The sequence below is a fragment of the Agrobacterium sp. H141 genome (assembly GCF_057158725.1).
On the sequence record NZ_CM169893.1, the window covers coordinates 3,091,641 to 3,116,876 of the forward strand.

A 25,236-nucleotide genomic window follows, 5' to 3' on the forward strand; every position below is an offset into this window, starting at 1 on the left:
GCGACGATCATTACGGCATCATCGCCCGTTAGCCCCTATTCCTTGTGATTGTCCTTCAGCCAGTCCAGTCCATTGCGCAGTGCTTCCACGGCCTGATCGACTTCGGAATGGGAGATGATCAGCGGCGGGGAAAACAGCATGCGGTCGCCGGTGGCGCGCAGGACGACGCCCGCGTCGACGCACTGGTTGCGCACCAGCGAGCCGATCGCATCCGGCTTTTCGAAGCGGCGGCGGGTCGACTTGTCGGCAGCGATCTGGACGGCGCCCATGAGCCCGACGCAGACGGTTTCGCCGACGAGTTCATGATCTTCGAGCGAGGCGAGCGCCGTCTTCAGATAAGGGCCGATATCGTCGCGAACCCGTTCGACCAACCCCTCGTCTTCGATGATGCGCAGATTCTCGATGGCAGCGGCTGCCGACACCGGATGACCTGAATAGGTATAGCCATGGTAAAAATCGCCAACCTCCTCGATCATCACCTTGGCCACGCGATCGGAGACCAGCACTCCGCCGATGGGCAGATAGCCCGATGACAGGCCCTTGGCGATGGGTGCGAGGTCCGGCTGGAAATCGTAATACTGATGGCCAAACCATGTGCCCAGACGACCGAAACCGCAGATCACTTCATCGGCAACCAGAAGAATGTCGTATTTGGCCGCGATCCGCTTGATTTCCGGCCAATAGGTGGATGGCGGGACGATGATACCGCCTGCGCCCTGGATCGGCTCTGCCGCGAAGGCCGCCACATTGTCCTCGCCCAGTTCCAGGATCTTGTCTTCGAGTTCCCGCGCCACCTTCAGACCGAATTCCTCAGGAGACAGATCGCCGCCTTCTGCATACCAGTAAGGCTGGCCGATATGGACCACGCCGGGGATCGGCAGTTGGCCCTGCTCGTGCATGCTCTTCATGCCGCCGAGCGAAGCGCCAGCGACCGTCGAACCGTGATAGCCGTTCTTGCGGGCAATGACGGTGGTCTTGGTCGGCTTGCCCAGCGCCTTCCAGTAGACGCGCGCCATGCGGAACCAGGTATCGGAGGCCTCGGAACCGGAATTGGTGAAGAACACATGCTGCAGGTTGGGGCCGCTATGGCTGGCAATCTTTTGCGCCAGAAGCGTCGTCGGCTGCGTCGTGGTGCCGAAAAAGGTGTTGTAATAGGGCAGTTCCTGCATCTGCGCATAGGCAGCCTCGGCAATGGACTTGCGACCGTAACCCACATTCACGCACCAGAGACCGGCGAAGGCGTCGATATATTTCTTGCCGGTCGAATCCCAGATATTGCAGCCATCGGCACTGCTGATGATCCTGGTGCCGTCCGCATTGAGCTTCTTCATGTCGGAGAAGGGATGCAGGTGATGGGCAGCATCGATGGCGGCGAGATTGGAAAGCGTCGGTTTCTGGTTCATGTGGTTATTCCCCTGCAGCAAGCGCAAACATGCAAGCGGAGCGGGCCCATCTCCCCCTCCGTGCTGCTTACCCTTGCCTGATTGAAAGGCGTCTGGTTATCGGCTACGAACATGACCGCCCGAATTCGGTTTGGCAAGGGTGTGCATCATCCACACGCTGCGACCAAATCGTTTCTCCTCAACATGCGAGACAAGCCGTTTCATGACCCAATCCATCAAGGCCGACGACACCCATGCCGCCGATACATCCGCCCGCGTCGAGCTGTTGCTCGTGGGCATGAACGGTGATCTCAGGGGCAAGATGATCCCGCTCTCGGCGGAGAAAAAAGTCTGGGCCGGCGAAGTCCGTTTGCCATCGTCCACGCAGTCGCTGGATATCTGGGGCGACGACAATGACGATCTGACAGGGCTGTCCATCAGCGCCGGCGACCCGGACGGCCTTTGCATTCCAGACAAGCGCAGCCACGCAGCCATGCCCTGGGCTCCAAAGGGCTCGAGCCAGGTGCTGGCCACCATGCATGAGATGAACGGTCAGCCGAGCTTCATGGATCCGCGCGCCATTCTGGCAAAGGTGCTCGACCGTTTTGCCGAGCGCGGGCTGACGCCGGTCGTTGCAACCGAGCTCGAATTTTACGTGGTCGAGGATGACTGGCGCGAGACCGGCAAGCCGATGCCGCCAAAGGCCTTGAACTATCGCGGCGAGCCCAACGGTTTCCAGCTCTATGACATGACCGCGGCGGCTTCGATGGAGGGCTTCCTGTCGACCCTGCGCGGCTATGCCGATGCCATGGGTCTGCCGGCGGATGCGACGACGGCGGAATTCGGCCCCGGACAGTTCGAGATCAACCTTCTGCACCGTCCCGATGCGCTGGCAGCTGCCGACGACTGTATCTATCTGAAGCGGGCTGCCGACTATGCCGCCCGCCGCCACGGGCTGAAATCCACCTGCATGGCCAAGCCCTATATGGATCAGGCGGGCTCCGGCCTGCATGTGCATTGCAGTATCCTCAATCGAGACGGCAACAATATTCTCGACGCCAGGGGCGGCGATCCGGTGAAGCTGAAATCCGTCGTTGCGGGTATGCTCAACACCATGCGCGATGCCCAGCTCGTGTTTGCGCCCTTTGCCAATTCCTATCGCCGGTTCCAGCCGGGCTCGTTTGCGCCTGTCGATATCGACTGGGGTTTTGGCCACCGCGGCACTGCCATCCGCATTCCCGACAAGGACGGTCCAGCCGCCCGTGTCGAGCACCGGGTGGCCGGTGCAGACGTCAACCCCTACCTGCTGCTGAGCGCCATCCTTGGCGGTATGCTTCTGGGCTTGGACGAAACGCTCGATCCCGGCCCCGCAACCGAGCCCGGCAAGGATCCGGTCGGCGGCAAGCGCCTCACCCACGACTTCCTGACGGCGGTTGAAGAATTCTCGGCTTCACCCTTCATCAAGGATGTGTTCGGCGAAGCCTATCAGGACCTTTATGGCGTGACCAAGCGCAAGGAAGCGCTCCTGTTCCTGCAAACGGTTTCGAGCTTCGATTACCAGACCTATCTGCCGCGCATCTAAGCCTCGGCCCAGTACCTTTATCGACCAGATTGAAGGGCCTGCCAGAATATGGCACGGCCCTTTATCCTTAGGGGTTTGGTGACGTTTTGGCGCAAGACGGTGCGCACCTTCCCCCGCTATCAACAGCCGCGACATCTTGGCGCGACAGGAAAATTCTCTTCGCCACAATTATACGCACACTTATTGCGTTAAACCATACGATTTCATTCCAATGCGTGCGTCGATGCATATTTACGCAACTTTAGCGTCGTGCTTCATTTTTAGCCTATTGCATCCAAAGCGGTTTTGGCCTTTTTTGCAGGTTCCGTCACGCCTCAAAGGGGAGAAAAAAAATGACGATCATAAGCAAATTCGCAACAACCGGCCTGCTACTGGGCACAATCATGCTCGGCGCCAGCCCAGCCCTTGCAGAAGCCGTTCTGCATCGCGGCAATTCGGGCGAGCCGACATCGCTCGATCCGGCCCATATCTCGATCAATATCGAAGGCTTCATCATTTATGACCTCTTCGAGGGCCTGACGATTTTCGGCCCCGATGGCAAGCTGCAGCCAGGCGCTGCCGAAAAGTGGGACGTATCGGAAGACGGTACCGTCTACACCTTCCACATCCGTGACAACGCCAAGTGGTCTGACGGGACGGATGTCACCGCCGGCGATTTCGAATTCGCCATGCGGCGCGTCGAAGACCCGAAGACGGCTGCCGAATACGCAACCATCCTCTACCCGATCAAGAACGCCGAGGAAGTCAACACCGGCAAGGTGCCGGTCGAAGAACTGGGCGTGAAGGCGATCGACGACAAGACACTCGAGATCACTCTCAAGCAGTCCACCCCCTTCTTCCTGCAGCTGATGGCGCACTACACAGCGCTGCCGATCAGCAAGGCAAACTACGAAAAGTTTGGCGACCAGTTCGTCAAGCCAGGCAATATGGTCGGCAACGGCGCCTTCAAGCTTGAAGCCCATGTCCCGAACGACAGCCTGACGACCGTCAAGAACGAAAACTACTGGGACGCTGCAAACGTCAAGCTCGACAAGGTCATCTTCTATCCGATCGAAGACGACGCTGCTGCGATCCGTCGCTTTGAAGCCGGTGAACTCGACACCGTCTACAACTTCTCCGCCGACCAGATTGAGCGTCTGCGTGAAAACTATGGCGACCAGGTTCACGTCAGCCCGTCGCTGTCGACCTATTACTACGCCTTCGACATGCGCAACCCGCCTTATGACGACGTCAAGGTCCGCACGGCGCTCTCGATGTCTGTCGACCGCGACTTCCTGACCCAGGAAATCTTCTCCGGCGCCTATCTGCCAACCTATTCGGTTGTCCCTCCAGGCATGGAAGGCTATACGCAGGCCAAGCCAGACTGGGCCGACCTGTCTCAGATCGACCGCGAAGACAAGGCTGTCGAGTTGATGAAGGAAGCCGGTTACGGTGAAGGCGGCAAGCCGCTCAACATCTCGATCCGCTACAACACCAACACCAACCACGAGCGCGTGGCTACCGCCATCGCCGATATGTGGAAGAACGTGTTCGGTGCCAATGTCTCGCTGCAGAACCTCGACGTTGCCTCGCACTACGCCTATCTCAAGCAGGGCGGCAAGTTCGACGTCGCACGCGCTGGCTGGGCCGCTGACTATGCGGATCCGGAAAACTTCCTGTTCCTGATGCTGAGCGACAATGCGACCTTCAACTACTCGCATTACGACAACAAGGGCTTCGACAAGCTCGTCGATGACTCCTATGGCGTACAGGATCAGGCAAAGCGTATGGAAATGCTGCATGATGCAGAGCAGATGGTGGTCAATGACCAGCCGATCGCTCCATTCATGAACCAGGCCGAGCTGTGGATGGTCTCCAAGCGCGTGTCCGGTTGGCAGGACAATGCGGTCAACGATCACCGCTCCAAGTTCTTCAGCCTTTCCGAGTAACCCCAACACTGGAGATGGACGCGCGATCGCAAACACGGTCGCGCGTTCATTGTTAGCACATGCTGAGCTTCGTCTTTAGAAGACTGATGAGTGCAATTCCGACATTGTTCCTCGTCATCACGATCTCCTTCTTCCTGATCCGGGTCGCTCCAGGCGGTCCGTTCGATCTGGAACGCCCCCTGCCCCCGCAGACGATGGAGCTTCTCAACGCGACCTATCACCTCAATGATCCGCTGTGGCAGCAATATATCAGCTATATCGGCAATGCCATTCGCGGTGATTTCGGTCCGTCCTTTGTCTACAAGGACAATACGGTTTCGGAACTGATCGCCAAGGCCCTGCCCTATTCGCTTGAAGTCGGCTCCATTGCCATTCTTCTGGCCCTGTTCGGCGGTGTCCTGCTCGGCACGATCGCGGCCCTTCGCCAGAACGGCGCCATCGATTTCGGCCTGATGAGCTTTGCCACCATCGGCGTCACCATTCCGAACTTCGTCATGGGTCCTGTTCTCACCCTTATTTTCGCTTTGATGCTGAGCTGGCTGCCAGCAGGTGGCTGGGGTACGGGTTCGCCCTATTATCTGGCCCTGCCGATTACCGTCCTGGCTCTGCCGCAGCTTGCCGTCTTTGCCCGCCTGACCCGCGGCTCGATGATTGAAGCGCTCAACACCGACCATATCCGCACGACCCGCGCCTATGGTCTGCCGCCGCGCGTTGTCGTCATCACCCATGCCTTGCGCGGTGCGATGTTGCCGGTGATCTCCTATCTCGGCCCGGCAGCTGCTGCCCTTTTGACCGGGTCTGCGGTCGTCGAGACCATTTTCACCATTCCCGGCATCGGCCGCTTCTTCGTGATCGGCGCGCTTAACCGCGATTACCCCCTCGTCATGGCGACGGTGGTCCTGGTTGCCGTGTTCGTGATCGTCTTCAACCTACTGGTCGACATTGCCTATGGCCTGCTCGATCCGAGGGTCCGCCATGACTGATATGACAGAAACTCCAAAGGAAGTCGCCGGACGCAGCCTCGGCCAGCTTGCCTGGCTGCGCTTCCGCCGCAACAAGCCCGCGATGGCCGGCACCATCATGCTGTTGCTGATTGCCGCCTTCTCCTATCTCGGCCCGTTCTTCGTGCCGCACAGCTACGATCAGGTGTTTTCGTCTTACGTGACGGTCGCACCGAGCCTCGATCCAAGGCCCGACCCGGCCAGTCTTCAGGATGTGGCTGAATCGGCGGCACGGCGCGCGCGCGTCACCGTCTCCAGCTTCGAGGTCGAGAACGGCGATTTCACCGCGACGATCACCTCCACCAAGCCGATCGACGAGCGGACCATCCGCTACTTCAACCGTGTCAACGAGTTCCGCGACACGAAAATCGCCGAAACGGCCCCGGACCAGCTCTCCATGGTGCTGACCGGTCATGTCGATCAGGAATATTTCCCCTTCGGCACGGACACCAACGGACGTGACCTTCTGGTGCGCGTGATGCTGGGCGGACAGATCTCGATTGCCGTCGGTATCGCCGCCTCCCTGGTCTCGCTCGGTATCGGCGTGATCTATGGTGCGACATCCGGCTATCTTGGCGGCCGTGTCGACAACGTCATGATGCGTATTGTCGAAATCCTCTATTCACTGCCCTTTGTCTTTCTCGTGGTGGTGATGGTGGTGTTCTTCGGCAGATCGATCGTTCTGATCTTCATTGTCATCGGGGCGGTGCAATGGCTGGAAATGGCCCGTATCGTGCGTGGCCAGACCCTGTCGCTCAAACGCCGTGAATTCGTCGGCGCGGCACAGGCGCTGGGACTCACCGACTGGCAGATCATCCGTCGTCACATCATTCCCAACACCATCGGGCCGGTGATCGTGTTCGTCACCGTCGTGGTGCCGCATGTGATCCTGACCGAAAGCTTCCTGTCCTTCCTGGGTCTCGGCGTTCAGGCGCCGCTGGCCAGCTGGGGTTCGCTCATCTCGGAGGGTGCTGCCAACATGCAGAGCGCTCCGTGGCTGCTGATCTTCCCGTCCGTCTTCTTCGTCATCACGCTGTTCTCTTTGAACTTCGTTGGCGATGGCCTGCGTGACGCGCTCGACCCGAAGGACCGATAAGCATGGACAACAAAAGCAACAACGAGACCGTGCTGTCCGTCAAGGATCTGAAGGTGACTTTCGAGACACCGGACGGTCAGGTGGAAGCGGTCAAGGGCACCTCATTCGAGGTCAAGAAGGGCGAGACGCTTGCCATCGTCGGTGAATCCGGCTCGGGCAAGAGCCAGACCATGATGGGCATCATGGGCCTGCTGGCCAAGAACGGCAGCGCCACCGGTTCCGCCGTCTATGGCGGCATGGACATGATCGGACAGCCGATCAAGGCACTCAACACGGTGCGCGGTTCCAAGATCACCATGATCTTCCAGGAACCGATGACCTCGCTCGATCCGCTCTACCGTATCGGCAAGCAGATCGCAGAACCGATCATGTTTCACCGGGGTCTCAGCAAGGCGGATGCCCGTGCGCGTGTTCTCGAACTGCTGAAGCTCGTCGGCATTCCCGACCCGGAACGCCGGATCGACAGCTATCCGCATGAAATGTCGGGCGGCCAGCGCCAGCGCGTGATGATCGCCATGGCGCTTGCCAATGATCCGGACCTGTTGATTGCCGATGAGCCGACAACGGCTCTGGACGTGACCATTCAGGCGCAGATCCTCGAACTGCTGGCAGACCTGCAGAAGCGTTTCGGCATGGCCATCGTGCTGATCACCCACGATCTGGGTGTGGTGAAGCATGTGGCTGACCGCGTGGTTGTGATGCGCAAGGGCGAGATCGTGGAACAGGGAAGCCGCGACGCAATCTTCAACGATGCCCAGCATGAATATACCAAGATGCTGCTGGCGGCCGAACCGACCGGGACCAAAATCCCCCCGCCGGAAGGTTCGCCCGTCATTCTGGATGCCCGCGATGTGATCGTGGATTTCGATATCGGCAAGGGCATGTTCTTCAAATCGAGCGAAGTATTCCGCGCGGTCGATCATGTGAATGTCACCCTGCGGCGAGGCCAGACGATCGGCGTTGTCGGCGAGTCCGGTTCGGGCAAGTCGACGCTTGGCCGTGCGTTGCTGAGGCTGCTGCACTCCGATGGAGCCTACCGGTTCGGGACGACGGATATTTCCGGACTGGACAGAACCGAGATGCGGCCCTATCGCAAGGCGCTGCAGCTGGTCTTCCAGGACCCCTATGGTTCGCTGTCGCCGCGCCAGACGGTGGGTGACACCATTACCGAAGGTCTGTTCGTGCACGAGCCGCAGTTGACGCGGGCCGAGCGCGATGTACGGGCCATTGCGGCCCTGAAGGAAGTGGGCCTCGATCCGGCTGCACGCAACCGCTATCCGCACGAGTTTTCCGGCGGACAGCGCCAGCGTATCGCCATTGCCCGTTCCATCATCCTGAAGCCGGAAGTGATCGTACTCGACGAGCCGACATCGGCGCTGGACCGCTCGGTGCAGCGCCAGGTGATCGAGCTTCTGCGTGACCTGCAGGACAAGCACAATCTGTCCTACATCTTCATCAGCCACGATCTTTCCGTGGTTCGGGCAATGTCCGACGAGGTGATCGTGATGAAGAGCGGCAAGATCGTCGAGCAGGGTCAGACGGAACAGATCTTCGACGCGCCGCGCGAGGATTACACCAAGTCACTGATCGCGGCGGCGTTTGCGCACTGACATGAATGCAAAACGGCGGCCCTCGGGCCGCCGTTTTTGATTTGGGACCATGGCGCAGAGCCCGCACGCATGCGCCTCAAAAACCCTCGATCCTCAGATCCGGCTTCAGGCTTTCCTCGATCACCAGCTTGCCGTTCGGCAGGTCGTTGCCGTAGAGCTTCCACTCGATACCGGCCTCATCGAGCTTGTAGCCGGTCCAGCGTTCGGTCAGGCGGCGGGTGAGTTCGTCGATGGACGGGGCGACGAGGATGGAGAAATCGAACAGGGGTGCCAGAGCGTTCCAGGGCGCGCGGTCGAGGAGGATATAGTTTCCCTCGACCAGAATGATCCGGTCTTCCGGCACAATGGCGCGGGCCGCGCAGATGGCAAGTTCCCGGTCGCGGTCGAACACCGGCACCAGCACCTCGCCCCCGGCCCGCACAGCCTTGACGATATCGGTGAAACCGCGCGCATCGAAGGTTTCCGGCGCGCCCTTGCGTTTCAAAAGGCCGCGCTCCTCCAAAATGCCGTTATCCATATGGAAGCCATCCATGGGCAGGATGGCGCAGCCTTCGCCCCTGGCCTGCAAGGCAGCGTTCAGCCGTTCGGCAAGCGTCGACTTGCCGGCACCCGGCGGACCGGCAATGGCCACAATGAAACGCCGGGCATCCCCTGCCCGGCGCTGTATGTCATCAGCAATGTGTTCAACCGTAACAGTCACGCAGCGATTTCCATTCCCGGCGGCTCCTTGGCGCCTGTCATGAAGGCGACCGCATCCGACATGGTATAATCCTTCGGATCGATGACGCATAGGCGCTTGCCCAGCCGGTGGACATGGACGCGGTCTGCGACCTCGAACACATGCGGCATGTTGTGGGAGATCAGGATGATCGGAATGCCGCGCGATTTCACATCCTGGATCAGTTCCAGAACGCGGCGGGATTCCTTGACGCCGAGCGCGGCCGTCGGCTCGTCGAGAATGATCACCTTGGAGCCGAAGGCCGCAGCGCGGGCAACGGCAACACCTTGCCTTTGGCCACCCGAGAGCGTTTCCACTGCCTGGTTGATATTCTGGATGGTCATCAATCCCAGTTCAGTCAGCTTCTCTCTGGCAAATTTTTCCATGGCCGGACGGTCGAGCTGGCGAAGCACCTTGCCCATGAAACCCGGCTTGCGGATTTCGCGGCCCATGAACATGTTGTCGGCAATCGAGAGCGCCGGCGACATGGCGAGTGTCTGGTAAACGGTCTCGATCCCGGCTTCGCGCGCATCATTGGGCGAGGCGAAGTCCAGCGGCTTTCCGTTCATCAGGATTTCGCCGGAATCCGGAATGACCGCGCCGGAGATCGCCTTGATGAGGGTCGATTTGCCGGCGCCGTTATCGCCGATCACGGCGAGGATTTCGCCGGGATAGAGGTCGAAGTCGCAGTTGTCGAGGGCAACGACCTTGCCGTAGCGCTTGACGAGGTTGCGTGCTTTCAAGAGGGGCTCGCTCATGCCGATACCTTTCTGATCCACTGGTCAACCGCAACGGCGGCGATGATGAGGACACCGATCAGGAGATAGGTCCACTGGGCGTCTGCGCCGAGCAGGCGAAGACCGAGGGTAAAGACGCCGACGATCAGCGCTCCGAACAGTGTGCCGAGAATGGAGCCGCGTCCGCCAAAGAGCGAGATGCCGCCGATCACCACGGCCGTGATGGATTCGATGTTGGAGAGCTGGCCGGAGGTCGGAGACACCGAACCGATGCGGCCGATCAGCGCCCAGCCGGCAAAGGCACAGATGATGCCCGACAGCGTGTAGACGGAAATCAGGACGGCCTTGACGTTGACGCCCGACAGTTCTGCGGCTTCGGGATCGTCGCCCACGGCATAGACATGGCGACCCCAGGCGGTGTGGCGCAGCACATAGGCCAGCAACAGCATCAACAGCACCATGAAGAGAACGCCATAGGTAAAGACGGCGCCACCGACCGAAAACTTGTTGCCGAAGAACTGCAGGAATGGCGCCTGCGTCTCGATGTCCTGGGCGCGGATGGTCTCATTGGCGGAATAGAGGAAGTTGGTGGCGAGCACGATCTGCCACATGCCAAGCGTCACGATGAAGGGGGGAAGCTTGATGCGGGCGACGAGGAAACCGTTGATGAAGCCGCAGGCCGCACCGCATAGCAGACCGCAGAAGACGGCGATGCCCGGCGGGAAGCCGTAGCGGAAGGCGAACTGGCCCATAACGACCGAACTCAGCACCATGATGGCACCAACCGAGAGATCGATACCGGCCGTCAGGATGACCACGCTTTGTGCGGCCGCCACAATGCCGACGATCTGCACCTGTTGCAGGATCAGGGTGAGTGCGAAGGGCGAAAAGAACTTCGAGCCCAGAAGAAGGCCGAAGACGACGATCGACATCACCAGAACAATGAACGGAACCAGCGAGGGTGCCTGATGCAGCCTGTGCTGCAGGATTTCGATGAAGCCCTGGCGACCGTGCTGGAACTCCGCGACGGTTGAGGGACTTGTGGCGAGCGAGGACTCGTAGTCCTGTCCCTTGGAAACGGTATTGGTCATGCTCCTCCCCTTCCGGCTAGCGGATACCAATGTGCTTGTCAGACACAGAATGGACGCCTGGAGCGCCTCTTAGTTGAGGGAGCCGCATTGCGGCCCCCCCGTCATGGAAGAATGTGTGCCGCTTAGCCCCAGCAGAGCTTCTTGCCTTCTTCGACCGAGATGGATTCAACGCCATCGACGGCCTGGTCCGTGACCAGGGACACGCCGGTATCGAAGAAATCCTTGCCTTCGGTCAGAGCCGGCATGGTGCCGTCCTTGGCAAAGGCTGCAATTGCTTCGATGCCCTTGGAGGCCATCAGCAGCGGATATTGCTGCGAGGTCGCGCCGATGACACCTTCCTCGACATTCTTGACGCCCGGGCAACCACCATCGACGGAGACGATGGTGACGTCGCCTTCACGGCCGATCGACTTCAGGGCTTCATAGGCGCCGGCTGCGGCCGGTTCATTGATGGTGTAGACCACATTGATCATCGGATCCTTGGCGAGAAGGTTTTCCATGGCCTTGCGACCCCCTTCTTCGTTACCGGCCGTCACGTCATGACCGACAACACGCGGATCGGTTTCATCGCCCCACTTGTTGGGGTCGCCGAGATCGATGCCAAAGCCCTGCAGGAAGCCCTGGTCGCGCAGCACGCCGACGGTTGGCTGGCTGACGGCAAGGTCGAGCATGGCAATCTTGGCGTTGTCGGCGTCTGCACCGAGCTTGGCCTTGGCCCATTGGCCGATCAGTTCACCGGCCTTGAAATTGTCGGTGGCAAAGGTTGCGTTTGCGGCATCGATCGGATTGAGCGGCGTGTCGAGCGCGATCACGACCATGCCGGCATCGCGGGCCTGCTTGACCGAAGAGACGATGGACGAAGTATCGGATGCGGTGATCAGGATACCCTTGGCGCCATCGGCGATGCAGGTTTCGATGGCCTGAACCTGTGTCTCGTGGTCGCCGTCGATCTTGCCGGCGAAGGTTTTCAGGTCAACGCCCAGTTCCTTTGCCTTGGCTTCAGCGCCTTCCTTCATCTTGACGAAGAAGGGGTTTGTATCTGTCTTGGTGATGAGGCAGGCCGTGACGTCGGCAGCGCTTGCCGGAGCGGCGAAAACGACGCCCATTGCCAGAGCTGCCAAGGATGCGGCGACAAATGATTTCTTCATGACTTCCTCCCGATTGATACCGGCCTCCTGCGTGCCAGCATAGCCAAAAATTCCCGGATTTCCTCAAATCCAGAGGACGAAACGTTTGCGTCCGCCCTACTCCACGGCGCCATTTAGAACATTAGGTTTTCCTTCTGTCAATAAATAAATCCATTTGATTTATTAATCCAATGTGACATGGTGTGAACAGGGTGGCGTAAGGAGGCTGCTTTAATCGGGCCGGAGGAGGAACGGCGATGACTTTGACCGACAACCAGCCGAAACAGGACGAAACTGCGAGCTATGCCAGCATGGCCGGCGGCGCCAATCAGGTGCGTGTGCGCGCCTATAACGAACGTCTCGTGCTGTCTGTCGTGCGATTGCATCCCGGTGTCTCGAAGGCGGAAATCGCCAGGCGAACGGGGCTTTCCGCACAAACCGTGTCGGTTATCATGCGGGCGCTGGAAAAAGATCATCTGCTGATGCGCGGCGAACCGGTGCGCGGCAAGGTCGGCCAGCCTTCGGTTCCCATGCATCTCAATCCGGATGCGGTCTATTCCTATGGGGTGAAGATCGGACGACGCAGCGCGGATCTGGTGCTGATGGACTTCGTCGGCGAGATCCGGCTCAATCGCCATCGCACCTATGGCTACCCCTCGCCCGGGGAAATTCTGGAATTTGTCACCGAAGGCATCGCCGAGATCGAGGCAAGCCTGTCGCGGGCACAACGGGGCAATATTGCCGGCATCGGCATATCCGCGCCGTTCGAATTGTGGAACTGGGCAGGCGAAGTGGGTGCGCCGCAAAGCGTGATGGATCAGTGGCGCGGCTTTGACCTGCAGGCCCAGATCGCCCAACGGGTGGACTATCCGGTATTCCTGCAGAACGATGCGACCAGCGCCTGCGGGGCCGAGCTCGTTTTCGGGGTCGGACCGCGCTATCCCGATTTCGTCTATTTCTACATCGGCTCGTTTATCGGCGGTGGCGTGGTGTTGAACTCTGCTTTGTTTGTCGGACGGACCGGAACCGCTGGCGCGACAGGCCCCTTGCCCGTGCGCAACAAGAATGGCGAGACCGTGCAGTTGTTGCAGATCGCCTCGATTTTCATGCTGGAGCGCATGCTGCGCGAACGCGGCATCGATTCGCAGCCGCTCTGGTACAGCGCCGATCAGTGGATCGATTTTGGCGAACCGCTTGAAAACTGGATCCGCGACAGTGCAGCCGCCCTTGCCCAGGCAATCGTCGCTGCCTGTTCCATCATCGACTTTTCCGCAGCCGTCATCGATGGCGGCTTTCCCGCATGGGTGCGCGAGCGGCTTGTCAAGGCAACTCACGAGGAGATCGACAAGCTCAATGTCCAGGGCATTGTCTATCCCGAAATTGTCGAGGGTGCCGTCGGCGCGCAGGCGCGTGCCATTGGCGGGGCCAGCCTGCCCATCTTCGCCCGCTATCTCACAGACCAGACCGTACTGTTCAAGGAAATCGATAATGCTGAAGGGAATTGACCCCATCCTCAGTCCAGACCTGCTCGCCACCTTGCGGGCCATGGGACATGGCGATGAAATCGCCGTCGTTGACGGCAACTATCCCGCGCTGGAGCATGGGCGACGCCTGATCCGGCTGGATGGCCTTGCCATCGTCCCGGTGATCAACGCGATCCTGTCGGTGCTGCCGGTCGATGATTTTGTCGAAGAAGCACTCTTTCGCTCGACCGTCGGGGCGGATGCAGAGCGTCTGGACCCCGTGCATGACGAACTTCTCGGCTGCTGTCGGCTTCACGTGCCGCAAATTGAGGTGGTGCCGCTGGTGGGGCCTGCCTTCTACGACCGGGTGAAACGCGCGCACACCGTCGTGCAGACCGGCGAGCCGCGGCTTTACGCCAATATGATCATCCGCAAGGGTGTGATCTACCCGGCAACGGCCCACTGAAATCTGCCGATTGCGAGGCATTGCGGGGCCGGCCCTCGGTTCGGCACGCGTCGAATGGGCCAGCCCTGTCGCCGCTTCATTTCCGTCCGACGATGCGTTCAAGATCGCCGACTTCTCGGCAGCGCGTGAAGCAAAATCTGTCACGATTGCCGATGGCTCCAATGACATCGACGGCCGGCCTCAAAACCGCCGTGTCGAGATCGAGCTGGAATAGACCTGTCCGGTGAATGCACGGGGCCTCGATCGATCAGTCGACCGGATCCTGCGGCTCGGGCGCCAGAACCTTCAGCTCGCCGGGATGAATGCTGATCTCCAGCTTCGGCGGCAGGTGCAGCAATTCACCGTCGACCACGGCGAGCGTATGTCTGGACCGGGAGAATTCGAGGGTGACGCTGTTTGCGGTTTTCGCATGCACGGCCTCGTTTTCCTTCAGCCGGCCGCGGATGATGTCGATGGCAAGTTTCAGGGCGCCGGATGGTTTGAGTGCGTCGGCAAGATAAACACCAAGATGCCCACCTGCCGGATTTTCGGCAAACATCAGCGGATTATTGCCAAAGCTGTTGTTGGATACCGAAACCGCCGAAACGCGAGACCTTTCCTTTTGACCGTCATGGTCGATATCGAGCGCCACCTCAAACCGTGGCGGACGTCCAATGACGCTCAAAGCCGCCTGAACGCTGGCCCGCATTTTTCCCAGTCGCGAGGCAAATTCCATCTTGTCGCGCAGCCTGACCATGCGCGCATGGAGACCGGCCGAGAACTGATGGACAAAGGGGCGGTCGCCTACGGTTGCGATATCCACAGCGCGGATCTTGGCCTTGGCCAACACATCGAGAACGGCCCAGATATCGAGGGGAAGTCCGAGCGCGCGCGCAAACAGGTTCATGGTGCCGGCGGGGATAACGCCGAGCGGCAGACCCGCTTTCCACGCGATACCGGCGGCAGCGGAGATCGTTCCGTCGCCACCGCCCGCGAGAATGGCCTCAATACCGGGTTCCTGGGCTGCTTTTTCCAGTGCATCGAAGATATCGGCACCGGCCACCACGCGGCATTCGATGTCATGCCCGGCACGGGCAAAGGCCTCGGTCGCCCTGGCGCAATAGTCATCCATGTCGGTCGTCTTGAACGTGCCGCCATCGCGATTGAAAACGGCTTTAATCTTCATGGATGATGCGACCCTCGTTGAAAAAATTGACGAACCCAATGCAACTCAACGCATCGGTTACGCAGTTGGTTTCCCGGCGGGTGCGAAAAATCCCGCAATCGGGCGTGAATAACGCTCCTTGACGACCTTTGCCGCACTGCAACAACATGATAAGTCCAAGACGTATTTGCTGCGCGTTGCCTTTTGCACCCCTGCGCGTCGCGCCTTCAGGACCCACCATGACAGATTGCCCCGCCTACTCCAATGCCAGTGCTGCGGATAACCGTTTCGAGCGCCCATCCATCTCGCCGCTGATGGCCATCCTGATCGAGGTCGCGCTGGCGGCCGGTGGATTTGGCATCGGCACGGGCGAATTCGCGATCATGGGCCTTTTGCCGAATGTCGCCGAGAGCTATCAGGTGAGCGTTCCGCAGGCGGGTCACGTGATTACAGCCTATGCGCTGGGTGTGGTCATCGGCGCGCCCATCATTGCCGTGCTGGCAGCGCGCCTCAGCCGCAAGACGCTGCTGTTGATGTTGATGGGCCTGTTTGCAGCCGGGAACATTCTTTCGGCAATTGCACCTGACTTTGTGACCTTTACGGCGCTGCGATTCATCACCGGGCTTCCGCATGGCGCCTATTTCGGTGTCGCGGCACTGGTTGCGGCCTCCATGGTGCCGCCGCATCGGCGAGCCCGTGCCGTCGGACGGGTGATGCTGGGCCTCACCATCGCCACGCTGATCGGCACACCGGTTGCCACCTTCCTCGGGCAGATCCTGAGCTGGCGCTCGGCCTTCATGCTGGTGGGAGGCATCGGCGCGCTCACGGTGGTGCTGATCTTCCTCTACCTGCCAAAGGACGAGGTTGCCGAAGGCGCATCGATCCGGCGCGAGCTTGGCGCATTCGGCAGGTTGCAAGTGTGGCTGACGCTTGCTGTGGCCGCCACCGGTTTTGGCGGCATGTTTTCGATTTTCAGCTATATCGCCAAAACTACCACCGACACTGCCGGCCTTCCGGCGACGACCGTTGCCATTGTCCTGGCGATGTTCGGAATCGGCATGAATGTCGGCAATGTGCTTGGATCGCGGATGGCGGATTATTCGCTGAAGGGCACGATCGGCGGCATGCTGGCCTTCAATGTGGTGATGATGACGGTCTTCTCGCTGACGGCGCATAATCCCGTCATGCTGTTCATCTGCGTGTTCTTGACCGGCTGCGGCTTTGCCGCCTGCCCTGCCGTACAGACCCGTTTGATGGATGTCGCAGCAGATGCGCAGACGCTGGCTGCGGCCTCCAACCATTCCGCCTTCAATATTGCCAATGCGCTTGGCGCCTGGATCGGCGGTCTGGTGATCTCCTGGGGCTATGGTTATGGCTCGACAGGCTTTGTCGGCGCAGGCTTTTCCGCCGTCGGCCTGGTCATCTTCCTGATCTCGATCCTTGTGGAACGGCGGAGTGCCAAGGGCTGATTGCTCGACACACTTCTTGCCTCGGCCGGTTGCAATCTCCACATGAGGCGCGTGAAAAAGAATTCAAACAACACGCCAAGGAGACCCCATGCGCGCAGTCGGTTACAAAAAGGCAGGGCCCATTACCGCCGAAGCCTCCCTCCTCGACATCGAATTGCCTGATCCGGTTGCCAGCGGCCATGACCTCCTGATCGAGGTGAAGGCGGTTTCGGTCAACCCTGTCGATACCAAGGTTCGCGCCTCTGCGGACCCCACCGATGGCGAATACAAGGTGATTGGCTATGACGCCGCCGGCGTGGTGAAGGCCGTCGGTGCCGATGTAACGCTCTTCAAGCCCGGCGACGACGTCTATTATGCCGGTTCGATCGCACGGGCCGGCACCAACAGCGAATTGCATCTTGTGGACGAACGCATCGTCGGCAAGAAGCCGAAGAGTCTGAGCTTTGCCGAAGCTGCCGCCCTGCCGCTGACGGCCATCACGGCCTATGAGGCGCTGTTCGACCGGTTGAAGGTTCAAGACAAGGTACCCGGCGCCAACCACGCGATCCTGATCACCGGCGGCGCCGGCGGGGTGGGTTCGATCACCATCCAGCTGGCCAAACAACTGACCGATCTGACCGTGATCGCCACGGCATCGCGCCCAGAGACCGCCGAATGGGCCAAATCACTCGGCGCCGACCACGTGATCGACCATTCCAAGCCGCTGGCCGACGAATATGCTGCACTTGGCATCGATGCGCCGGCATTCGTCTATTCGCTCACCCAGAGCGACATGCATGCCGATGCGCTGGCTGCCATCATCGCACCGCAGGGCCGGCTCGCCATTATCGACGATCCCAAGGGCGGATTCGACATCATGCGCTTCAAGCGCAAGGCGGTGTCCGTGCACTGGGAGTTCATGTTTGCGCGTCCGCTGTTTCAGACCGCCGACATGATCGAGCAGCACAGGCTGCTCAACGAGGTTGCCGATCTGGTCGACACCGGCAAGATCCGCACGACACTTGGCGAGAACTTCGGCGCGATCAATGCCGAAAACCTCAAGAAGGCGCATACGGCTTTGGAGACCGGCAAGACCCGCGGCAAGGTTGTGCTCGAAGGGTTCTAAGCCCCTGTCCCCTTGACGCCTTTAGCTCTTCATCGGCGGCAGCTTCAGCTTGCCGCCGGTCTTGACGTTGCGGATGGCAAAATTCGAGCGGATATCGGTGACCTGCGGCAGCACCAAGAGCTTTTCCGTGAGCAGGCGTTCATAGGCCGCCAGGTTTTCCACAACGACCTCGGCCAGGAAGTCCAGATCGCCCGAAATCATGTAACAGGACACGACTTCGGGAATCTCCACCAGGGCCTGCTGGAACTCATCGGCATTTTCCCTGTTGTGGCGGATCACCTTGAAGTGCACGAAAACCGTCAGTTCCAGGCCGACGGCCTGCCGGTCGAGATCGGCACGATAGCCCTTCACGATGCCCGCCTCCTCCAGCAACCGGATGCGCCGCAGGCAGGGCGATGGCGACAGGTTTACCTTGTCGGCAATTTCCACATTGGTGGCGCGGGCATTGTCTTGAAGCGCAGCCAGGATTGCGAGATCGAATTCGTCCAGTTTTGGCATAATCGCAAATCCTGAGGTTTATTATTGGCAATTCGTGCCAATTTCATATCGTCTGGCAGCATATTGAGCAAGGACATGCCACATGCGTTGCAGCTATCGTGCCGTCATCCTTCTGCGGAGCGACCAATGGCTGCCACCACATCGTCATCTTCCTCCACCGTGTCCCCGCTTGTGGGCGCATTTTCGGCGCTGTCCGTCGTTCTAATCTGGGCGTCCTGGCTGATCTCGACGCGTCATAGCGTTGGCACTGTGCTTCGCCCCATTGATCTGAGCCTGTTGCGCTATGGAGTTCCGCTGATCGTTCTTGCGCCTGCCCTGATGCGGGTCGGCATCTGGCCGAAGGGCGTGAAGACATGGCCCGTCATTCTGATGGTGGTCGGTTCCGGTGCGCCCTTCTTCCAGGTGGTGGGACTTGGCATGCATTCCACACCGGCCTCCGCCGCCGGCGTCCTCCTGCCCGGTGCGATGCCCCTGATGACTGCACTGATCGGTGTGGTCTTCCTGGGCGAGCGTCCGGACCGCATGCGGCAATGGGGCATGCTTGCCATTCTGGGAGGCGGCCTCCTGCTGCTGGCCGGCAATCTGGGGGATGCCGGGCTGACCTGGCATTCCTATGTCATCCTGCCGATCGGAGCGACGCTCTGGGCCATCTATACCCATGCCTTTCGCCATTCCGGCCTCTCCGCCTTCGAGGGCGGTGCGCTGATCTGCTTCTGGTCGACGGTGATCAACCTTGCGCTCCTACCCTTTTTCGGCGGGACGCAACTGTTCAACGCACCGATTGCGGAAACCGGGTTACAGGTGGTGACGCAAGGCGTGTTGTCGGGACTTCTGGCAACGATCTTCTACGGCACTGCGATCCGCGCATTGGGCGGCACGCAGGCGGCGGCCTTTACCGCCGTCACACCGATCGCTGCGGCGATCGGCGGGGCCATATTGCTATCTGAACCGGTGGGCTGGGCAACCGTTGCGGCAGCAAGCCTGACGGGTATCGGTGTGCTCTTGTCGACCGGCATCGTCTCGCGGCGCGTGAGGGCGGCTGCCTGATTGACACACGGCATCGCAAGGCAAAACGGCCGGGTGAACCCGACCGTTTTCCAAACTCAGTGGCAAACGTCGATTATGCCTGAAGGATCTTCACCTGAGCGCCGACCTTGACGCGCTCATAAAGGTCCATGACATCCTGGTTCATCATGCGCACGCAGCCCGACGACATCGCTTCGCCGATCGACCAGGGCTGGTTGGTGCCGTGGAGACGGAACATCGTGTCCTTGCCACCGCGATAGAGATACATGGCACGGGCACCCAGCGGGTTGTTCGGTCCACCGGGCACGCCGCCGGCAAATTGCATGTTGTGCTTGGGATTGGTGCGCAGCATGTTGGGCGACGGGGTCCATGACGGCCATTCAGCCTTGCGACCGACATAGGCCATGCCGGCCAGGGCGTAACCGTTGCGACCGACGCCTACGCCGTAGCGCATCGCCTTGCCGCCACCCATGACATAGTAGAGCCGCTTGTTGGGCGTATCGACGACAACCGAACCTGCCGGCATATTGGTTTCATAGGCCACTTCGCGGCGACGCAGGTCAGGCTTGAACTTGTCCAGCGGAATGCGCTTCAGCGTATAGCCGGCATCGGTTACCGGACCATAGTTCTCGAAGTCGGAGTTTGTCTGGCAGCCTGCCGCAAACAATGGAAGGCCGATCAGAAAGCCCCGGCGCGAAATCGTCATATTCTGTCCCCAAATCATGCTGTGTTTCAGCGCTAATATTAGGGAAATCATGGTTAACAGGTGGTGAAGATGTGGCAGGTTTTTGCCGTTATCTTAACGGTTCGACCCTGACCGGAGCGCGGCGCATGCCGATCAGAACGCCGGCAATTGCCAGACCTCCGCCAATGAGGTGAAAGAGCTGAAGCTGCTCGCCGAGAAGCAGTGCCGCGAGCCCCGCCACGATGGGCGGCAGCAGATTGAGAAACAGCGTGGTTCTGGCAGCGCCCAGACCGCGCACGGCGAATATCCAGCAATAAGGCGCAATGAGCGAGGTCGGCAGTGCGGCATAAAGGACAAGCGGCAGGTTTTGCGCATTCAATGCGCTGATGTCGCTCAGCAACCAGAGCGGCAGCAGAACCAGCGTCGAAAAGCCGATCTGCCACCACAATTGCTGCCACAGCGAGAATGGCATCGGCCAGCGCCGCAGGAAGACGCCATAAAAGGCATTGGCGGCCACGGCGACGATCATCAGGGCATCGCCGATGCGAAAGCCGTCCCGCAAGATAACGGCGGGGTCGCCATGGGAGATCAGATAGGCGACGCCGAACAGCGAGACGGCAGCACCGAGCAATCGCGCCGGGGTCAGTCGCTCGCCTGCGATTGCCGCGGCAGCAAAGGCGGCGATCAGCGGCATCAGCGCCACCAGCACGCCCATATTGACGGCAGTGGTGGTCTTTGCCGCCTCATAGGCAAGGCTCTGATAGGTGACCATTCCAAGCATTGCCAGAAGAAACAGACGGTGCCAGTGGCCAAAGGCAAGCCTTCGATCGCGCCAGACGGCTTTCGCCACAAATGGCGTCAGCACAATAAAGGCGATCAGCCAGCGATAAAAGGCGATGGATGCGGGGGCAATGACATCCGCCGACGCCTTGGTGACAATGGTGTTGCCGGACCAGATCAGGATCGTCACGAGACCGGCGAAGGCTGCCATCATGGCGGCGGAGCGACCGTCGTCGTCGCCTTTGGGTGTCGTCGCCATTTCGCTTGCCATTCCACTTCTCCTGAGACGGGTGTTTCCTAGCAAATGTCTCATAATCGGCATATAGTCATTTTCAGACAGAAGACTGCGAGGACCGGCCATGGCAACAGCTTACGGAGAGGTCGACGGCGAAACGCCGGACCCGCTTTTCTTTCGCACCGAACGTTACCGCGCCGGCATGGTCTTTCCTCCACGACGGCAGGTCTGGGGCGAGTTCAACTATGCGCTGGAGGGTGTGGCCGAGATCGTCATCGAGGGCGAGCGCTATCTGTCGCCACCGCATTATGCGATCTGGGTTCCGCCGGGATTTGAACACGAGGCGCATAATGCCCGGGAAATCCGTTACGTCACCGTCTATGTGGCAGCGGACCTGTGTATCGACCTGCCCGCCGAGCCGTCGACGCTTGCGCTCAGCCCTTTGATGAAAGCCATCCTGGCCGATTTCGACCGCCGCAGCGTCCGGCATCCAAAGAGCGCCGCCGATCGGAGACTGGCCATGGTGATTGTCGATCAGATCCGCGCGGCACCACGCTTTGCCCATTACCTGCCCTTGAGCGACGATCCGTTGATCGCGCCCATCCTTCAATCGTTGCAGGACAATCCCGGCGACCGGCGCTCGGCATCCGAATGGGCCCGCTTTGCCGGCACCACGGAGCGTACTCTGGCGCGCCATTGCCTGGAGCAATTGGGCATGCCGTTCAACGACTGGCGCCAACGGCTGCGGCTGGTGGCATCGCTCGCCCTTCTGGAAGACGGGTTTTCCGTACAGGATGCGGCAAAGCGGCTCGGCTACTCCACCCCTTCTGCCTTCATCGCCATGTTTCGCCGCATGACCGGCATGAGCCCAACGCAGCTGCGACAGGGCTAAACGAAAAAAGCCCGTCCTTGGAACGGGCCTTTTGCTGTGCACAGATGAGGAAGAGCCCGATCAGACGCCGTCGAGCACCTTCAGCCAGCCATAGCGGTCATTGGAGCGGCCGCGCTGGATGCTGACCAGCTGTTCGCGCAGCTTCGTGGTCACCGGACCGGTCTGGCCATCGGCGATCTCGAACTCGCCCTCGGTGAACTTGACCTTGCCGATGGCGGCGACGACGGCGGCGGTTCCGCAGGCGAAGGCTTCCCTGAGCTTGCCGCTTGCGGCATCGGCCTGCCATTCCTCGAAGGAATAGAGGCGTTCATGCACCGTCCTGCCCTCGTCTCTTGCCAGCTTGATCAGCGAATTTCGGGTAATGCCGGGCAGGATTGTGCCGGTGAGCGGCGGCGTCACCAGCGAGCCGTCTTCCATGACGAAGAACACATTCATGCCGCCGAGTTCCTCGACCCACTTCTTTTCGGCGGCATCGAGAAAGACAACCTGGTCGCAGCCGTGCTGGGCCGCTTCGGCTTGCGCAATCAGGCTCGCTGCATAGTTGCCGCCGCATTTGGCAGCACCCGTGCCGCCGTGGGCCGCGCGCGTGAAGGTCTTGGATGCCCAGATGGTGACCGGCTTGGCACCGCCCTTGAAGTAGGGACCAACCGACGAGGCGATGACGCAGAAAATATATTCGCGGGCCGGGCGCACACCGAGAAAGGACTCGTTGGCGAACATGAAAGGCCGCAGATACAGGCTGCCCTCGCCTTCGGGGATCCACTTGGCATCGATCTCGACCAGCTTGTCGACCGCCTCGAGGAAGAGTTCTTCCGGAAGCTCCGGCATGCCCATGCGGCGAGCCGAGTCGTTGAAGCGCTTGGCGTTCTCTTCCGGACGAAACAGCACGGCGCGGCCATCGGCTGTGCGATACGACTTCATGCCCTCGAAGATTTCCTGCGCGTAGTGCAGCACGGCAGAGGCCGGGTCCATCGGAAACGGCGCGCGCGCGGTCACTTCGGCCGAATGCCAGCCGCGGTCGGCGCTCCAGCGGATCACCGCCATATGGTCGGAAAACAGCGTGCCAAAACCGAGCGTCTTGAAGGCTTCCAGCCGGTCGGCCTCGGGCATCGGATTGGCATTGGGCGTGATATCGAAGGAAAGCGTGTCTTGTTCGGTGCGCATGATGACCTTGCTTATCGTTTGGTCAGGCTTGCTGACCTATTGCCTTTTCAAGGCGAATATTCCTCACGCGCACATTCCGCAAGTCTTTTTGCACGGGGATTGGTACTCTGAGCAGCAAATCAGACCCTAATGCAACCGCGCGAATGTCAGGCCTGCACTTGGGCATTTCCGCCTGCACCACATGAAAAGGGCGGCCCGGAGCCGCCCTCTCATCATCACATGTTCGGATAAACAGGTCCTTCGCCGCCCTGGGGCGGCACCCAGTTGATGTTCTGGTTGGGGTCCTTGATGTCGCAGGTCTTGCAGTGGACGCAGTTCTGGGCGTTGATGACATAGGTCTCCTCGCCATCCTTCTCCACCCATTCATAGACGCCGGCCGGACAGTAACGGGTCGAGGGGCCGGCATAGACGTCGTGCTCGGACGATTTCTGCAGGGCCATGTCCTTCACCTGGAGATGGACCGGCTCGTTTTCCTCGTGGTTGGTGTTGGAGAGAAAGACCGAGGACAGACGGTCGAAGGTCAAGACACCGTCCGGCTTTGGGTAAGCGATCGGTTTGTGTTTCGCGGCCGGCTCCAGGGAGGCCGCGTCGGTTTTGCCATGGCTGAGCGTGCCGAACAACGACAGGCCGAAAAGCTGGTTGGTCCACATGTCGAGACCGCCCAAGGCGACGCCAATGGCCGTTCCGAACTTCGACCACAACGGCTTGACGTTGCGCACGCGCTTCAGATCCTTGCCGATCTCGCTCGAGCGCCATTCGTTTTCGATCTCGATGACCTCGTCATTGCCGCGACCAGCGGCCAGAGCGGCGGCGATCTTGTCTGCGGCCAGCATGCCGGACAGCACGGCATTGTGGCTGCCCTTGATGCGCGGCACGTTGACGAAGCCTGCCGAACAGCCAAGCAGCGCACCGCCCGGGAAGGTCAGCTTCGGCACCGACTGATAGCCGCCCTCGGTAATGGCGCGCGCGCCATAAGAGATGCGCTTTGCGCCTGCGAAGGTGCCCTTGATGGCCGGATGGGTCTTGAAGCGCTGGAATTCTTCGAAGGGGAAGAGATAGGGGTTCTTGTAGTTCAGATGCACGACGAAGCCGACGGCAACCAGATTGTCTTCCAGGTGATAGAGGAAGGAGCCACCACCGGTTTTCATGCCAAGCGGCCAGCCGAAGGAATGCTGGACGAGGCCCGGCTTGTGATGCTCGGGCTTTACTTCCCAGAGTTCTTTGAGGCCGATGCCGAACTTCTGCGGTTCGCGATCCTTGGAGAGGTCGAATTTGGCGATCAGCTCCTTGGCCAGCGACCCGCGCACGCCTTCGCCGATCAGCACATATTTGCCGTGCAGTTCCATGCCGCGTGTAAAGTTTGGCCCCGGCGTGCCGTCACGCTCGACACCCATGTCGCCGGTGGCGACACCGGTGACGGCGCCATCGGCATTGTAAAGCACTTCGGTCGCGGCAAAACCCGGATAGATCTCGACGCCGATCTCCTCCGCCTTGGTCGCAAGCCAGCGACAGACATTGCCGAGCGAGACGATGTAGTTGCCGTGATTGTTCATCAGCGGCGGCATCAGGGCATTGGGCAGGCGGATGGAACCGGCGGGGCCCAGCAGAAGGAAATGGTCCTCGGTGACCTGCGTCTTGAAGGGATGCCCCTCCTCCTCGCGCCAGCCCGGCAGAAGCTTGTCGATGCCGATCGGATCGACCACTGCGCCCGACAGGATATGCGCGCCGACTTCAGCGCCCTTTTCCAACACGACCACGGTCATATCGGGATTGATCTGTTTGAGACGAATGGCGGCAGACAGACCGGCAGGACCAGCCCCCACGATCACCACATCGAATTCCATGCTTTCGCGCTCGGGCAGTTCCATCTGTTCGGTCATTCTTTATCCTCCGCTCGGTCGGATCCCCATCTTGTTGGCTCCCTCATTGGCAAATGCCACGCGGATTGTCGAGCCGCGATGCGACACCGACTGGCCAGATACGGGGGCCCGTATGTATTGTCGCCAAGAATAAATTACGCTTACGTGAACGTCAATT

23 protein-coding genes are annotated in these 25,236 nt (G+C 60.2%); 12 read left to right on the forward strand and 11 right to left on the reverse strand.

Annotated features, from left to right (window positions below; all coding sequences use genetic code 11):
- Positions 1 to 35: 35 nt before the first annotated feature.
- Complete coding sequence (locus ACWPM9_RS14455) at positions 36 to 1,403, reverse strand: aspartate aminotransferase family protein (RefSeq protein ID WP_484755567.1); 1,368 nt, start codon at positions 1,401 to 1,403, stop codon at positions 36 to 38.
- Positions 1,404 to 1,605: 202 nt separating this feature from the next.
- Between ACWPM9_RS14455 and ACWPM9_RS14460 the strand changes: the two genes are divergently transcribed.
- From ACWPM9_RS14460 to ACWPM9_RS14480, 5 genes are all read left to right on the forward strand, one after another.
- Entirely contained in the window at positions 1,606 to 2,964 is a 1,359-nt protein-coding gene (locus tag ACWPM9_RS14460; protein WP_484755568.1) for a glutamine synthetase family protein, read from the forward strand.
- Positions 2,965 to 3,296: 332 nt separating this feature from the next.
- Positions 3,297 to 4,892 (forward strand): peptide ABC transporter substrate-binding protein, encoded by a 1,596-nt coding sequence (locus tag ACWPM9_RS14465; protein ID WP_428185304.1) that lies wholly within the window; start codon positions 3,297 to 3,299, stop codon positions 4,890 to 4,892.
- A gap of 59 nt (positions 4,893 to 4,951) precedes the next feature.
- Complete coding sequence (gene oppB, locus ACWPM9_RS14470; protein WP_484755569.1) at positions 4,952 to 5,875, forward strand: oligopeptide ABC transporter permease OppB; 924 nt, start codon at positions 4,952 to 4,954, stop codon at positions 5,873 to 5,875.
- Positions 5,868 to 6,989 (forward strand): ABC transporter permease, encoded by a 1,122-nt coding sequence (locus ACWPM9_RS14475; protein ID WP_428185306.1) that lies wholly within the window; start codon positions 5,868 to 5,870, stop codon positions 6,987 to 6,989. Before oppB ends, ACWPM9_RS14475 begins: the two co-directional genes overlap by 8 nt.
- A gap of 2 nt (positions 6,990 to 6,991) precedes the next feature.
- The gene (locus ACWPM9_RS14480) at positions 6,992 to 8,599 is read left to right on the forward strand and encodes an ABC transporter ATP-binding protein (protein ID WP_428185307.1); all 1,608 of its coding nucleotides are present in this window, start codon (positions 6,992 to 6,994) and stop codon (positions 8,597 to 8,599) included.
- A 76-nt stretch (positions 8,600 to 8,675) separates the two neighbouring features.
- On the opposite strand, the gene ACWPM9_RS14485 is transcribed toward ACWPM9_RS14480, so the two are convergent.
- From ACWPM9_RS14485 to ACWPM9_RS14500, 4 genes are all read right to left on the reverse strand, one after another.
- The gene (locus ACWPM9_RS14485) at positions 8,676 to 9,299 is read right to left on the reverse strand and encodes a nucleoside triphosphate hydrolase (RefSeq protein WP_484755570.1); all 624 of its coding nucleotides are present in this window, start codon (positions 9,297 to 9,299) and stop codon (positions 8,676 to 8,678) included.
- The gene (locus ACWPM9_RS14490; protein WP_428185309.1) at positions 9,296 to 10,075 is read right to left on the reverse strand and encodes an ATP-binding cassette domain-containing protein; all 780 of its coding nucleotides are present in this window, start codon (positions 10,073 to 10,075) and stop codon (positions 9,296 to 9,298) included. Before ACWPM9_RS14490 ends, ACWPM9_RS14485 begins: the two co-directional genes overlap by 4 nt.
- On the reverse strand, positions 10,072 to 11,145 hold the full coding sequence (locus ACWPM9_RS14495) for an ABC transporter permease (protein WP_428185310.1): 1,074 nt from the start codon (positions 11,143 to 11,145) through the stop codon (positions 10,072 to 10,074). The genes ACWPM9_RS14490 and ACWPM9_RS14495 overlap by 4 nt, the downstream gene beginning before the upstream one ends.
- A 122-nt stretch (positions 11,146 to 11,267) precedes the next feature.
- The gene (locus ACWPM9_RS14500; RefSeq protein ID WP_428185311.1) at positions 11,268 to 12,293 is read right to left on the reverse strand and encodes a sugar ABC transporter substrate-binding protein; all 1,026 of its coding nucleotides are present in this window, start codon (positions 12,291 to 12,293) and stop codon (positions 11,268 to 11,270) included.
- 236 nt (positions 12,294 to 12,529) lie between these two features.
- On the opposite strand from ACWPM9_RS14500, the gene ACWPM9_RS14505 reads away from it, so the two are divergent.
- Genes ACWPM9_RS14505 through ACWPM9_RS14515 form a run of 3 tightly spaced genes read left to right on the forward strand, consistent with a single transcriptional unit; the run spans position 12,530 to position 14,415 of the window.
- Positions 12,530 to 13,777 carry an ROK family transcriptional regulator gene (locus ACWPM9_RS14505; protein WP_428185312.1) on the forward strand — a complete coding sequence of 416 codons (1,248 nt, stop codon included), beginning with the start codon at positions 12,530 to 12,532 and terminating at the stop codon, positions 13,775 to 13,777.
- The gene (locus tag ACWPM9_RS14510) at positions 13,761 to 14,201 is read left to right on the forward strand and encodes an RbsD/FucU family protein (RefSeq protein WP_428185313.1); all 441 of its coding nucleotides are present in this window, start codon (positions 13,761 to 13,763) and stop codon (positions 14,199 to 14,201) included. Before ACWPM9_RS14505 ends, ACWPM9_RS14510 begins: the two co-directional genes overlap by 17 nt.
- Positions 14,202 to 14,211: 10 nt before the next feature.
- Entirely contained in the window at positions 14,212 to 14,415 is a 204-nt protein-coding gene (locus ACWPM9_RS14515) for a hypothetical protein (protein ID WP_484755571.1), read from the forward strand.
- 33 nt (positions 14,416 to 14,448) lie between these two features.
- Here the strand turns inward: ACWPM9_RS14515 and ACWPM9_RS14520 are convergent, their stop codons facing one another.
- Positions 14,449 to 15,366: a diacylglycerol/lipid kinase family protein gene (locus ACWPM9_RS14520; protein ID WP_484755572.1), complete on the reverse strand. Its 918-nt coding sequence runs from the start codon at positions 15,364 to 15,366 to the stop codon at positions 14,449 to 14,451.
- A 218-nt stretch (positions 15,367 to 15,584) separates the two neighbouring features.
- Between ACWPM9_RS14520 and ACWPM9_RS14525 the strand changes: the two genes are divergently transcribed.
- Both ACWPM9_RS14525 and ACWPM9_RS14530 read left to right on the forward strand, forming a co-directional pair.
- A complete protein-coding gene (locus tag ACWPM9_RS14525; RefSeq protein ID WP_428185316.1) occupies positions 15,585 to 16,814 on the forward strand; it encodes an MFS transporter in 1,230 nt (409 codons plus the stop codon).
- A gap of 88 nt (positions 16,815 to 16,902) precedes the next feature.
- Positions 16,903 to 17,919 carry a zinc-binding alcohol dehydrogenase family protein gene (locus ACWPM9_RS14530; RefSeq protein WP_484755573.1) on the forward strand — a complete coding sequence of 339 codons (1,017 nt, stop codon included), beginning with the start codon at positions 16,903 to 16,905 and terminating at the stop codon, positions 17,917 to 17,919.
- 21 nt (positions 17,920 to 17,940) lie between these two features.
- Here ACWPM9_RS14530 and ACWPM9_RS14535 read toward each other — a convergent pair whose 3' ends face one another.
- Positions 17,941 to 18,417, reverse strand: a complete 477-nt coding sequence (locus ACWPM9_RS14535) for an Lrp/AsnC family transcriptional regulator (RefSeq protein WP_484755574.1) — start codon at positions 18,415 to 18,417, stop codon at positions 17,941 to 17,943.
- Positions 18,418 to 18,543: 126 nt separating this feature from the next.
- Between ACWPM9_RS14535 and ACWPM9_RS14540 the strand changes: the two genes are divergently transcribed.
- Entirely contained in the window at positions 18,544 to 19,464 is a 921-nt protein-coding gene (locus ACWPM9_RS14540; RefSeq protein WP_484755575.1) for a DMT family transporter, read from the forward strand.
- 73 nt (positions 19,465 to 19,537) lie between these two features.
- Here the strand turns inward: ACWPM9_RS14540 and ACWPM9_RS14545 are convergent, their stop codons facing one another.
- The gene (locus ACWPM9_RS14545) at positions 19,538 to 20,149 is read right to left on the reverse strand and encodes a L,D-transpeptidase (protein WP_484755576.1); all 612 of its coding nucleotides are present in this window, start codon (positions 20,147 to 20,149) and stop codon (positions 19,538 to 19,540) included.
- Between the two features lie 88 nt (positions 20,150 to 20,237).
- Positions 20,238 to 21,179 (reverse strand): DMT family transporter, encoded by a 942-nt coding sequence (locus tag ACWPM9_RS14550; protein ID WP_484755577.1) that lies wholly within the window; start codon positions 21,177 to 21,179, stop codon positions 20,238 to 20,240.
- Between the two features lie 88 nt (positions 21,180 to 21,267).
- On the opposite strand from ACWPM9_RS14550, the gene ACWPM9_RS14555 reads away from it, so the two are divergent.
- Positions 21,268 to 22,035, forward strand: coding sequence for an AraC family transcriptional regulator (locus ACWPM9_RS14555; protein WP_484755578.1), 768 nt, complete (start codon positions 21,268 to 21,270; stop codon positions 22,033 to 22,035).
- Between the two features lie 60 nt (positions 22,036 to 22,095).
- Here the strand turns inward: ACWPM9_RS14555 and ACWPM9_RS14560 are convergent, their stop codons facing one another.
- Together ACWPM9_RS14560 and ACWPM9_RS14565 are read right to left on the reverse strand one after the other, a co-directional pair.
- Entirely contained in the window at positions 22,096 to 23,199 is a 1,104-nt protein-coding gene (locus ACWPM9_RS14560; protein WP_484755579.1) for a branched-chain amino acid aminotransferase, read from the reverse strand.
- 215 nt (positions 23,200 to 23,414) lie between these two features.
- Positions 23,415 to 25,079, reverse strand: a complete 1,665-nt coding sequence (locus ACWPM9_RS14565) for an electron transfer flavoprotein-ubiquinone oxidoreductase (protein ID WP_484755580.1) — start codon at positions 25,077 to 25,079, stop codon at positions 23,415 to 23,417.
- Positions 25,080 to 25,236 lie beyond the last annotated feature (157 nt).